We start from the raw sequence: 12609 nt of genomic DNA, 5'->3' as shown, positions 1-12609 counted from the left end.
AGAAAAATGCAACTGGGCGCGTGTGTCTTGCTCGCAGCCAGCACGGCTGCCTCGGCACAATCTAGCGTGACGCTGTACGGCCGCGTCGACGGCGGCATCGAATACCTGAACCATATCGCCGACGGCAAAGGCGGCAGTTCGAGCCGCTGGAGCGCGGAAGGCGGCGATTGGGGCACCAGCATGTTCGGCCTCAAGGGCACCGAGGATCTGGGCGGCGGCACCAGCGCGCTGTTCGACCTCGAAACCGCCGTGCAGATCATGAACGGCACTACAGGCGGCGGCCGCCTGTTCTCGCGCCGCGCCTATGTCGGCATGAAGAACGAGACGTGGGGCCAGTTGCAGGCGGGCCGTAATCTCTTCATCGACAGTGATGGCGTATGGGAATTCGATCCGTTCGTGCAGCAGGCGGTGTCGTCGGCTTCGCTCGTGCGCGGCCGCAACTGGCAGCAGACCAGCAACAATGTCGAATATCACAGCCCTGTCTGGAACGGCTTCGACGTGCAGGGGCAATATGCGTTCGGTAATCAGCCGGGCTCATGGAATAGCGGTGCACCGGGCGAATTCGGCCGCTCGGACGGCATCATGCTTTCGTATCACTCGCCGCTCTTCGACGTGCGCGGCATCTATGACGAACTGCGCGACCAGAACGGCCGCCTTTCGAACATCTTCACCGCCTCGCGCGAGTATTTCGCGGGCGGCAATCTGCGCGTGCAGAAGTTCAAGATTCAGGCTGCCTACACGCACTATTCCGCGCCCGACTCGCCCGTGGGCGTGGCGCATAGCGCCGACCACTACTGGCTGGGCGCGACTTACCAGGCCACGCCGCGCTGGGCCATGACGGCGGCGGGTTTCTACATTCACGTGGGCGAGGGTGGTGGCGATGCCGCGCATGATCCGTCGAGCCATGCCATGCTCTATGCACTCGGGACGACTTACAACCTGAGCACGCGCACGTTCCTTTACGGCACCGTTGCGTACGTGAACAACAGCAAGAACGGTACCTTTTCGGTGTTCGCCACGCCGCGCGATTCGAGCTCGCCCACGAGCCCGATGGCCGGCGAGTCGCAGACTGGAGCGTACATCGGCATGATGCACGTGTTCTGATCAGGAGCGGTGAAAGCGGCGCCCTCAAACGGAGGTTGAGAACATCATGTCCAGGCAACCTGCATCGTCGACGTCGCTCGGAGTTATCGGCGGCATTACGCTAGTTTTCACTTCGCTTACGGCGCTCTACCTACTGATCGGCGGCGCATGGCTGCTTTCGCTCGGCGGTTCCCCGTACTACGTGGTGACCGGCGTCGTGCTGCTCGGCGTGACGTGGCTGTTGTTCCGGCGCAGTCCCGCCGCGCTCGTGCTCTATGCGCTCGTGCTGGTGGGCACGGCACTCTGGTCGCTCTGGGAGTCGGGCCCCGACTTCTGGGCGCTCGCGCCGCGCTCCGGCGTGCTGGTCGTCTTTGGCGTATGGCTGCTGTTGCTCGTGAGCGGGCGGCTTGAAGGCGCGAGGAAGCCTGGCGTGAGCGCGCTCGCAGGCGCACTTGTGATCTGGGCGGGCGTGCTGGTCTACGCGTGCTTCAACGATCCGCAGACGATCAACGGCACGTTCGGCGCATCGGCTGGCACGACACCTGCTGCGAATCCCGACGGCATCGATCCTTCCGACTGGCCCGCGTACGGGCGCACCCAGGAAGGCACACGCTATTCGCCGCTGCAACAGATCACGCCGGAAAACGTGAAGAACCTGCAGGTAGCGTGGACCTTCCGCACGGGCGACATGAAAGGTCCGAAGGATCCGGTCGAGATCACCAATGAGGTCACGCCGCTGAAGATCGGCAATCTGCTCTATCTGTGCTCGCCGCACCAGAAGCTTTTTGCGCTCGACGCGCAGACGGGCGAGCTCAAGTGGACATTCGATCCGAAGCTGCAAGCCGATCCGTCGTTTCAGCACGTGACCTGCCGCGGCGTGTCGTACATCGATCTCGCGGCGAATGCGGCCGCAACGCCTGCGGCCGCCGCGAGCGACGTTGCAGCCGGCGCTTCGTCCGCGCAAGCCGCGGCATCGGACGCCGTAGCCGCTTCGTCGACGCTGGGTGCTGCGCCCGCGAGCGACGCAGCCGCATCGGCCAGTCAAGCGGCAGCGCCTGCGAGTGATGCCACCGCGGCCGTTCCGGCCGCGCCATCCGCCACCGCATCGGCAAACGGCGCCTGCACGCGCCGCATCCTGCTGCCCGTGAACGACGGCCACCTCTACGCGCTCGACGCGATCACGGGCGAGCGCTGCGCGGGCTTCGCCAACAACGGCGACCTCGATCTGCAGCACGCGATGCCGGTCAATACGCCGGGCATGTACGAGCCCACCTCGCCGCCGGTCGTCACGAACAAGGTGATCGTCATGACGGGCGCGGTGGAGGACAACTTCTCGAACCGCGAACCGTCGGGCGTGATCCGCGGCTTCGACGTGCGCACGGGCGAACTGCTCTGGGTGTTCGACACGGGCGCGGAGGATCCAAACAAGATTCCAGGCCCGGGCGAGCATTACACGTGGAATTCGCCGAACTCGTGGGCGCCCGCCGCCTACGACGCGAAGCTCGACATCGTCTATCTGCCGATGGGCGTGAAGACGCCGGACATCTGGGGCGGCGACCGCACGCCGCTGATGGAGCGCTACGCGAGCGGCATCCTGGCGCTGCATGCGTCCACGGGCAAGCTCGCCTGGTTCTACCAGACCGCGCACCACGACCTGTGGGACATGGACATGCCCTCGCAGCCCACGCTCGACAACATCACCGACAAGAACGGCAAGACCGTGCCGGTGGTGTACGGCCCTGCGAAGACGGGCAATCTGTTCGTGCTCGACCGCCGCACCGGCGAGCCCGTTGTGCCGGCGCCCGAAATGCCGGTGCCGCAGGGCGCGGCGCCCGGCGACCACGTCTCGCCGACGCAACCGTTCTCCGAGCTCACGTTCCGCCCGAAGAAGCTGCTCACCGACGCCGACATGTGGGGCGCCACGATGTACGATCAGCTCGTATGCCGCGTGATGTTCCACAAGCTGCGCTACGAAGGCACCTTCACGCCGCCTTCGCTGCAAGGCACGCTGGTGTTCCCGGGCAACCTCGGGATGTTCGAGTGGGGCGGCATTGCCGTCGATACGGACCGCCAGATCGCCATCGCCAACCCGATTGCGCTGCCGTTCGTCTCGCGGCTGATCCCGCGCGGACCGGGCAACCCGATGGAGCCGGAGCCGGGCGCCAAGGGCAGCGGCACGGAGTCGGGCATCCAGCCGCAATACGGCGTGCCCTATGGCGTGACGCTCAACCCGTTCCTCTCGCCGTTCGGCCTGCCGTGCAAGCAGCCGGCATGGGGCTACATGGCCGCGATCGATTTGAAGACCAACGAGATCGTGTGGAAGAAGCGCATCGGCACGGTGCGTGACAGCTCGCCGATCCCGCTGCCGTTCAAGATGGGCATGCCGATGCTGGGTGGCCCGATCGTCACGGCGGGCGGTGTGGCGTTCATCGGCGCGACGGCGGACAACTATATCCGCGCGTTCGACGTGAACACCGGCAAGGAAATCTGGCGCGCCCGTCTGCCGGCAGGCGGCCAGGCCACGCCGATGAGCTATTCGGTCGACGGGCGGCAGTACGTGGTGATCGCGGCTGGCGGGCACGGCTCGTTCGGCACGAAGCTCGGCGACTATGTGATCGCCTACGCGTTGCCGAAGTAACGCGTGCGGCTTCGTGTGCGGTCCCGGGCGTGGTTTCGCGCCCGCTTTGGCGAACGGAGCGCGCCGCGAGGCGCGCTCGTTGCGTTCGTCTCGCTGGTCTTGCTCTTTGTGCTGGCGGCGCATGTACGGGACGCGCATGCGCAAAGCACCGTCACGCTCTACGGCTTGCTCGACACGAGCATCGAAGTCACCAACCCCGGCGCGGGCTGGGTCGCGCGCATGGACTCGGGCGCGTATCGCGGCTCGCGCATGGGCCTGCGCGGCGCCGAGGACATCGGCAACGGCGTGCAGATTCTGTTCGCCCTCGAGAACGGCTTCGGCTCGAACGATGGCACATTCGCGGTGCCGAACACGGTTTTCAACCGCCAGGCGTGGATCGGCCTGGGCACGCAATACGGGACGCTGCGCATGGGCCGCCAGTACTCGCCCATCTACATCCCGTTCAAGGGCGAGCTCGATGCGTTCGGCGCGGGCACCATCGCTTCGGGGCTCAACAATCTCTCGAAGATCACGCCGTACGTGAGCAATGCCATCACTTATCTCTCGCCCGAATTCCACGGCTTCTCGACGACGCTCATGATCGCGCTGCGCAATGCGAGCGATGGCGATGGCAACGGCATCGCGGGAAACATCGAAACCTTCGACTACCAAAACGGCCCGTTCCGTATTTCATACGCGCACCAGCAAACGCATGGCAATGGCGCGCTGCGTGCGAACCTCGGCGGCGTTTCGTATGTATATGGCCCGGTCACGGGGTTTATCTCGTTCTTCAACGGCGATGGCGGCACGCCGCGCTATCACAACGACGGTGTGTCGGTATCGGCGCGCTATGCGGTGAGCGCGCGTTTTCGCGCTTCGCTCGGCTACACCTATATGCGCGACCGCTCCGGCGGCGACAACGACGCCGACCAGTTCAGCGCGGCGTGCGAGTACGACGTCTCCAGGCGCGTATTGCTTTACGCGAGCGCCGGCTGGCTGCGCAATCACGGGCAAGGCGAAATGACGCTTCGCGGCGTGAGCGTCGCCGGCCTCCCGCCATCGTGGCCGGGCGCAACAGTGCGCGGCGTGCAGTTCGGGATGATCGACCGGTTCTAGGCGCCGGCCTTCGCAGCGCGCGCGTTGCGCTTTCTGCGCGGCCCGGTCGAGTCGCGCATGATCAGCGCGGGCGCGGGCGCGATCACCATCGAAGGCCCCTGCAAGGGTTCGTCGATCAGGCGAATGAGGCTGCGTATCGACAATGCCGCCGAGGCCTCGGTCTGGATCGCAACGGTGGTGAGCGCGGGGCGCACCTGGTGAGCGAGAGCGATGTCGGTGATGCCGATCACCGAGACATCGCCCGGCACCGCATGCCCCATGCCGACCAGCGCCTGGATCGCGCCAATCGCAAGCAGGTCGTTCGTCGCGAAGATTGCCGTGAGCCCGGGATGAGTCGCCATCAGCGTCATGCATGCTTCGTATCCCGAATCGATTGAATCGCGCACCACCATTTCCACCGTGGCGCGCACCACGCCGCCCGCCGCGAGCGCGGTGCGAAAACCGTTCGAGCGCGCATCCTGCAAACCGCCGCAGCCGTCGCCGATCAACATGCCGATGTTGCGATGCCCGAGCCCGAGCAGATGCTGTGCCGCGAGCGCGCCGGCCTGCGCGAAGTCGACGGCCACGCAGGGCAGGGCCGGCGGCTTCTCGGGGTGCTCCCACATCGCCAGCAGGATTGGGGCGCTGCGCATGGCGGCGATGCATAGCTCGTTCATGGCCGTGTCGGTGTTCATCACGAGCACGCCGTCCACCAGGGTGCCCGCGATCTGGTTCAGGTAGGCGCGCCCGATTTGCGCGTCGTCGTCGGTATTGCAGACCATCAGGAAATAGCCGGCCTGGCGCGCGGCGCGCTCGGCCGCGACTACGAACTCGGGATAAAACGGGTTGGCGATGTTCGAGAGCATCAGCGCGAGCGTGGACGAGCGGCCCTGCGCGAGCGCGCGCGCGTTGAGGTTCGGCCGATAGCCCAGTTCCGCGATGGCTTTGAGCACGCGCTCCGCCGTCTCCGGCCGAACCTTCTCGCGATTGCGCAGCACGTTCGAGACGGTGGCGGCGGTGACGCGCGCACGCCGCGCGACTTCTGACAAAGTGACCATGTGCTGCCTTTTCTCGCCGTCGTTTAGCCGCTATTTCCCATATTCAGGGACGGCGACTCAAATGTTGCAATCCGCCGCGGGGATTGATAATTTTCGTGCACACCCAGCCGGGAATCGATCAGCGCGCGGCAGGACCGTGCAGAAATTTAAGCGGTTAAATACCCGTCGCGCAAGTCCCCCGGCTAAATTTGTGGCTAAAAATTTAAGCGCTTAAATCCGGCGGGCCGCGATAACGAATTGGAGGAGACGAATCCATGGCGATGATCCAGTTGACGAACGTCGGCAAGCAATACGGCGAGCACGCGCCCGTGATCCGGCGTGTCGATCTCGACATCGGCCATCACGAATTCTGCGTGTTCCTTGGCCCTTCGGGCTGCGGGAAGTCCACGCTCCTGCGCATGATCGCGGGTCTCGAAGACCTGAGCGAAGGGGAGCTGCGTATCGGCGGCCGGGTGGTCAACGAGGTGAGCGCAGCCGAGCGCGGCGTGGCGATGGTGTTCCAGAGTTACGCGCTCTTCCCGCACATGACGGTGTTCGAAAACATGGCGTTCGGCCTGAAGATCGCCAAGGTGCCGAAGGCCGAAATCGAGCGCCGCGTGCGCGCCGCCGCAAGCAGCCTGCAACTCGAAGCGCTGCTCGACCGGCACCCGAAGGCGCTTTCGGGCGGACAGCGTCAGCGCGTGGCCATCGGGCGCGCGATCGTGCGCGAGCCAGGCGTGTTCCTTTTCGACGAGCCGCTCTCGAACCTCGACGCCGCATTGCGCAGCCACACCCGCGTGGAGATTGCACGCCTGCATCAGCGCTTCGAAAACGCGAGCGTGGTCTACGTCACGCACGACCAGGTGGAGGCGATGACGCTGGCGGACCGCATCGTGCTGCTGCATGCGGGCGCGGAAATGGAGCGCCACGGCAGCGTGGCGCAGAGCGGGGCGCCGCTCGAGCTCTATCACCATCCGAAGTCGCGTTTTGTGGCTGGTTTTATCGGCTCGCCGCGCATGAATTTCATCGATGGCCAAGTGGATTCGGTAGAAGACTCTGGCGTGCGAGTGACGCTTGCGAGCGGCGAGCTGCTGCACGCCAGCGTGGACGGGCGCGGCCTGCAACGCGGCGAGCGCGTGACGCTGGGCGTGCGGCCCGAGCATTTGCGTCTCGATGGCGACGGCCAGTCGATCGCTTGCACGACAGTGCTGGCCGAGCGTCTTGGCGAGCACAGCTACCTGCACGCCGATCATGCGGCGGGCACGCTCGTGGCGAAAGCTCCCGGCGATACGCCCGTTGGCGTGGGCGAGCGGCTGCGCGTACGCGTGCCCGCCGAAGCTTGCCATCTGTTCGAGCAAAGCGGTGCGGCGCGGCGGCGCTTGACCGTCACGAATGCGCCGGGGGTGCCGTTGATAGCGGCGGCCTGAGCGCGGCGGTGCATGAGAAACAATGAATCGATTTCACCCCGCCGCAAGAGCGGGTCGGCACGACCGGCGGCAGCCCGCTGCCGGACACGAAAGTCAAACCAGGCAGCAAGACAGGAGACAACCGATGTTTGCACAGCGTTTTCGTACCCGCTTTCGCAACTTGAGCACTCTGGCGCGGACCACGGCCGCCGTGGCTGCGGTGGCCGTGGTGGCAGGCTCGTTCGCGAGCGGCGTGGCCGATGCCGCGACGCTCACCGTCAACGTTGCTGCGCGCGGCAACCAGCGCTCGACCTGGCAGGACGCCTTTGACAAGTTCAAGAAGGCCAATCCCGACGTCGATCTCAAGGTGTCCTATATCACCGAAGAAGCCTACAAGGTGCAGATGAGCGGCTGGCTCGCCACCGATCCGCCCGACGTGGTCTCCTGGCACGACGGCGAGCGCATGGCCTATTACGCGCAGCGCGGTTTGCTGGAGGACCTCTCGGCCGACTGGGCGAAGAACGGCTGGAATGAACAGTACGCATCGGTGAAGGAGCCTTCGACCTACAAAGGCAAGCAGTATGCGGCGCCGCTAGGCTACGACGCGTATGGCTTTTTCTATCGCAAGGACCTGTTCCAGAAGGCTGGCATAAAGGCCGAGCCGAAAACATGGAACGAGTTTCTCGACGCCTGCAAGAAACTCAAGGCGAGCGGCGTGCAGCCCATTGCCGTGGCCGCGCGCGATAGCTGGACGCTGGCCGCATGGTTCGACTATCTCGACCTGCGCATCAACGGCAACGCGTTTCACCAGCAATTGATGGCCGGCGAGATTCCCTATACCGACGCGCGCGTCAAAAAAGTTTTCACCGCCTGGAAGACGCTGATCGACAGCCACTACTTCATGGACAACGCATTGTCCTACGACGTCGATTCGATCGCGCCGGTGCTCGTGAACGGCAAGGCCGCGATGATGCTGATGGGCACGTTCTTCTCCGCGAGCTTTCCGGCCAGCATGAAGCAGGACGTGGGCTTTTTCCGCTTTCCGGTGATCGACGCCAGCGTGCCGATGGCCGAGGACGGCCCGGTCAACGTGCTGCTGATTCCCGCCAAGGCGAAGAACAAGGCCGATGCGCGGCGCTTGCTGGCATTCATGGAAACCCCGCAAATCAACGCGGATCTCGCACGCGGCTGGGGCACGCTGCCGTCGAACAACAAGGCGCCCGAGCCTGAGGACGCCATCTCGAAGGTGGGCTTCCAGACGCTCTCGAACACGCGCGGCGGCATTGCGCAGTTCTACGACCGCGACATGCAAAAGGAGATGGCCGACGAGGGCATGAAGGCGATGCAGCAGTTCTACAGCGATCCGTCGCAGATCGATGCGCTGCTCGCACGCCTCGAAACCACGCGTCAGCGCATCTATCACAAGTAAGCGCCGCACGCGCCGGCGGTTAGTCCGCTGGCGCGCGATGACGGCATTTTACATCGTTCGTATTGCGTAATGTCTCGCGAGAACTCATCTATGTCCGACACAATGGCGCGCCCCTTTACGGCGTCGCGAACGCACCGCGCGTCCACGGCGCGCCGCCAGCAGAATCGCGCCGCGCTCTTGTTCCTGCTGCCCGGTTGCGTGCTATTCACCCTGTGCGTGATCTACCCGATCTTCAGCAGCATCACCCTGAGCTTCTACAACTGGGACGGCATGACCGCGAAGACCTTCGTGGGACTCGCGAACTATGTCGAACTGTTCCACACCGATACGTTCTACACGGCGCTCAAGAACAACCTGCTGTGGCTCGTGTTGTTCCTGCTCGCGCCGCCGTTCGGGTTGCTGTTCGCGTTGTACCTCAATCAACGCGTGCGCGGCATCCGCCTTGTGAAATCGCTGTTTTTTGCGCCTTTCGTGCTTTCGGGCGTGGTGGTCGGTCTCGTGTTCTCGTGGTTCTACGACCCTACATTCGGCCTGCTGCGCCTGATCATGGGCCATGGCGTGCCGGTGTTGGGCGACCCGAAGCTCGTCACGTTGGGCATCATCTTCGCCGCGCTGTGGCCGCAAACGCCATTTTGCATGGTGCTCTATCTCACCGGCCTCACGTCGATCAATCCCGAGATCGTGGAGGCCGCGCGCATGGAAGGCGCGACGGGCTGGCGCCTTTTCTGGCACGTGGTCTTGCCGCAGCTTCGCCCGGTCACCTTCATGGCGATCGTGCTGACCGTGATTGGCGCGCTGCGCAGCTTCGACCTCATCGCGGTGATGAGCGGAGGCGGTCCATTCGACAGCTCGACCGTGCTGGCATTTTTCATGTATGACCAGGCGATCAAGTACTACCGCGAAGGCTATTCGGCGTCGATTGCCGTGGTGCTGTTCGCCATCATGCTTGTGTACATCGTGTTCCACCTGCGCCGCATGCTGCGCGAAGAACGCTGAAATCGACGGAGTCATTGCCCATGTATCCGCTTCCCGTAGAACGCTGGAAACCCGCGAGCCGCACGCTCTACAAAATCTCGCTGCCGATTACGCTGATCGTCTGGCTGCTGCCGATGCTCGCGGTGCTGCTCACGTCCACCCGCTCCACCGACGAACTGCAGCAAGGCGATTACTGGGGCTGGCCGAAGCATTTCGCCCTGTTCGAAAACTACGGCACGGCGCTCACGCAAACGCCCATGCTTCACTATTTCGCCAACAGTCTGTTGATTACCGTACCTTCGGTGATCGGCGCGATTGCGCTGGCTTCGATGGCGGGCTTCGCGCTTTCTACCTACCGGTTTCGCGGCAACACGGCCGTGCTGTTCGCCTTCGTCGCGGGCAACTTCGTCCCTATCCAGATTCTCATGATTCCGGTGCGCGACATGGCGCTGCGCTTCGGGCTCTACAACACGGTTTGGGCGCTCATCATCTTTCATGTTTCATTCCAGGCCGGTTTTTGCACGCTCTTTCTGCGCAATTTCATCAAGCAACTGCCGTTCGAGCTGATCGAGGCGGCGCGCGTGGAAGGCGCCAGCGAGTGGACCATTTACTGGCGCATCGTGATGCCGCTGGTGCGGCCCGCGCTCGCCGCACTCGGCATCCTCGTTTTTACGTTCGTCTGGAACGACTACTTCTGGGCGCTGTGCCTCACGCAAGGCGACGACGCCGCGCCGATCACCGTGGGCGTGGCCGCGCTCAAGGGGCAGTGGACCACCGCATGGAACCTCGTTGCCGCCGGCTCGGTGCTCGCGGCGCTGCCTTCCGTGCTGATGTTCTTCGCCATGCAGAAACACTTTGTCGCGGGACTGACCTTCGGCGCGAGCAAGGGCTGATCTCCCCCCCTGCGAGCGCCGAAGGTCCTTTTTCTAGTCGTCTCGATTGCTTCTCTGTTCTGAACTGGATTTTTTACTCATGCAAATCGGTGTCTGCTACTACCCCGAACAATGGCCGCGCTCGATGTGGGCCAACGACGCACGCCGCATGGCCGAACTGGGCATCACGCACGTGCGCATAGCCGAATTCGCCTGGAGCCGGATGGAGCCGCGCGCGGGCGTCCATGATTGGGAATGGCTCGATGAGGCGATCGAGACGCTGGCCGCGCAAGGCCTGAAGCTCGTGCTCGGCACACCCACGGCTGCGCCGCCGATGTGGCTCATCGAGCGTCATCCCGAGATCTTGCCCGTGCGCGCAGACGGTACGCGCTGGAATCAGGGATCGCGCCGGCATTACGACATTGCTTCTGATATTTATCGTCAGGAATGCGTACGGATTACCGAGGCGATGGCACAGCGCTACGGCAAGCATCCCGCCGTGGTGGCATGGCAGACCGACAACGAACTCGGCTGCCACGAAACCGTGCCGAGCTATTCGCCCGCCGCGCTGCGGCGCTTTCGGGCGTGGCTGCAGCAGCGCTACGGTACCGTGGAGGCGCTGAACACCGCGTGGGGCAATGTGTTCTGGAGCATGGAGTATCCGTCGTTCGAGCAGGTCGGGCTGCCGGTGCTCACGCCTACCGACGCCAATCCTTCACACCTGCTGGACTTCCGTCGCTACATGTCGGACGAGGTGGCGAGCTTCCATCGCGAACAGGCGGATGTGCTGCGCCGCCATGCGCCCCACGCGGACGTGTTGCACAACTTCATGGGTTTTTTCACGACCTTCGATCACTACCGCTTCGCGGCGGATAAGGCCATCGATGTCGCAACCTGGGATAGCTATCCGATTGCGCGCACCGAGTCGATTGGCTTGCCCGACGCGCAGAAGGCCCGTTATGCGCGCACCGCGCATCCGGACGTCTCGGCGTTTGACCACGACCGCTATCGCGGCGTTGGCGCTGGCCGCTTCTGGGTGATGGAGCAGCAGGCGGGACCGGTCAACTGGGCGGCCTGGAACCCGGTGCCGGCGCCCGGCATGGTGCGTCTGTGGGCCTACGAGGCCTTCGCGCACGGTGCCGAACTCGTTTCGTATTTCCGTTGGCGTCAGTGCCCGTATGCACAGGAGCAGATGCATTCCGGCTTGAATCTGCCGAACGACGAGCTTTCGCCGGGCGGCAAGGAGGTGGCGCAGGCCACGCGTGAGATTGCGGGGACCGAGGCGCTGCGTTCGCTCGCGCCCACGGAGCGCGCCGCGGTCGCGCTCGTGTTCGACTACGAAACGCAATGGATCTTCGAGATCCAGCGTCACGGTGCGGGCTTCGATTATCAGACGCTCGCGTTCGACTATTACAGCGCGCTGCGCGAGCAAGGGTTCGACGTGGACATCGTTTCGCGTCACGCGGATCTTTCGGCATACCGACTCGTGGTGGTACCGTCGCTGGCGGTGATCGACAATGCATTTGTCGCGCAGATCGAACGTAGCGACGCGCACTGGGTGATCGGGCCGCGCAGCGGTTCGAAGACGACGAACTTCGCCATTCCAGACACGCTGCCGCCCGGCGCGTTGCAGCGTGTGCTGCCGTTCCAGGTGCTGGAGGCCGAGTCGCTGCGGCCCACGCTCGCGCCCGCAATCTCCATCGGCGAAGCGAGCGGAACTGCGATTCACTGGCGCGAGCACGTGCGGCCGAACGACGGCGCACGCGTCGATGCCCGATTCGACGACGGCTGGCCCGCGCTCGTTTCGCGGGGCCGCGTGCGCTACGTGGCTGCGTGGCTTACTCACGGCTTGCATTACGCCGTGCTCGGCGATGCCGCGCGAGCGTCGGGACTCGTGCCGCAAGCGCTGCCGGAGGGCCTGCGTCTTGCGCGGCGCGGCGGGCTGACCTTCGCATTCAACTTCGGCGATACGCGCGTGCAGGCCCCGGCGCCTGCACGCGCGCAATTCGTGCTCGGAGAAGCCGCGCTCTGCACGGGTGACGTATGCGCCTGGCGCGACCCGCACTGAGCGCGCCATAGCAATATTCGACACCAC

9 protein-coding genes are annotated in these 12609 nt (G+C 64.5%); 8 read left to right on the top strand and 1 reads right to left on the bottom strand.

Features of this window, described 5'->3' with window-relative positions; translation table 11 throughout:
- The first annotated feature begins 6 nt into the window (after positions 1-6).
- The 3 genes from NH14_RS28040 (at position 7) to NH14_RS28030 (ending at position 4816) form a co-directional block, all read left to right on the top strand.
- Entirely contained in the window at positions 7-1104 is a 1098-nt protein-coding gene (locus NH14_RS28040) for a porin (protein WP_035533990.1), read from the top strand.
- A gap of 46 nt (positions 1105-1150) precedes the next feature.
- Positions 1151-3721 (top strand): glucose/quinate/shikimate family membrane-bound PQQ-dependent dehydrogenase, encoded by a 2571-nt coding sequence (locus NH14_RS28035; protein WP_035533992.1) that lies wholly within the window; start codon positions 1151-1153, stop codon positions 3719-3721.
- A gap of 93 nt (positions 3722-3814) precedes the next feature.
- Positions 3815-4816 carry a porin gene (locus NH14_RS28030; RefSeq protein WP_052148545.1) on the top strand — a complete coding sequence of 334 codons (1002 nt, stop codon included), beginning with the start codon at positions 3815-3817 and terminating at the stop codon, positions 4814-4816.
- Here the strand turns inward: NH14_RS28030 and NH14_RS28025 are convergent.
- Positions 4813-5853 carry a LacI family DNA-binding transcriptional regulator gene (locus NH14_RS28025; protein WP_035533993.1) on the bottom strand — a complete coding sequence of 347 codons (1041 nt, stop codon included), beginning with the start codon at positions 5851-5853 and terminating at the stop codon, positions 4813-4815. The genes NH14_RS28030 and NH14_RS28025 overlap by 4 nt on opposite strands.
- A gap of 254 nt (positions 5854-6107) precedes the next feature.
- Here NH14_RS28025 and NH14_RS28020 point away from each other — a divergent pair, with 254 nt between their 5' ends.
- The 5 genes from NH14_RS28020 (at position 6108) to NH14_RS28000 (ending at position 12582) form a co-directional block, all read left to right on the top strand.
- Complete coding sequence (locus tag NH14_RS28020) at positions 6108-7259, top strand: ABC transporter ATP-binding protein (protein WP_035533994.1); 1152 nt, start codon at positions 6108-6110, stop codon at positions 7257-7259.
- Positions 7260-7383: 124 nt separating this feature from the next.
- Positions 7384-8667 (top strand): ABC transporter substrate-binding protein, encoded by a 1284-nt coding sequence (locus tag NH14_RS28015; protein WP_084225962.1) that lies wholly within the window; start codon positions 7384-7386, stop codon positions 8665-8667.
- Between the two features lie 90 nt (positions 8668-8757).
- Positions 8758-9663, top strand: coding sequence for a carbohydrate ABC transporter permease (locus tag NH14_RS28010; RefSeq protein WP_035533996.1), 906 nt, complete (start codon positions 8758-8760; stop codon positions 9661-9663).
- A 20-nt stretch (positions 9664-9683) separates the two neighbouring features.
- A complete protein-coding gene (locus NH14_RS28005) occupies positions 9684-10535 on the top strand; it encodes a carbohydrate ABC transporter permease (RefSeq protein WP_035533998.1) in 852 nt (283 codons plus the stop codon).
- A 79-nt stretch (positions 10536-10614) separates the two neighbouring features.
- On the top strand, positions 10615-12582 hold the full coding sequence (locus NH14_RS28000) for a beta-galactosidase (protein ID WP_035534000.1): 1968 nt from the start codon (positions 10615-10617) through the stop codon (positions 12580-12582).
- Positions 12583-12609 lie beyond the last annotated feature (27 nt).

This window comes from Paraburkholderia sacchari, from assembly GCF_000785435.2.
Lineage (GTDB): Bacteria > Pseudomonadota > Gammaproteobacteria > Burkholderiales > Burkholderiaceae > Paraburkholderia > Paraburkholderia sacchari.
This window is presented reverse-complemented; position numbering and strand designations above follow the sequence as displayed.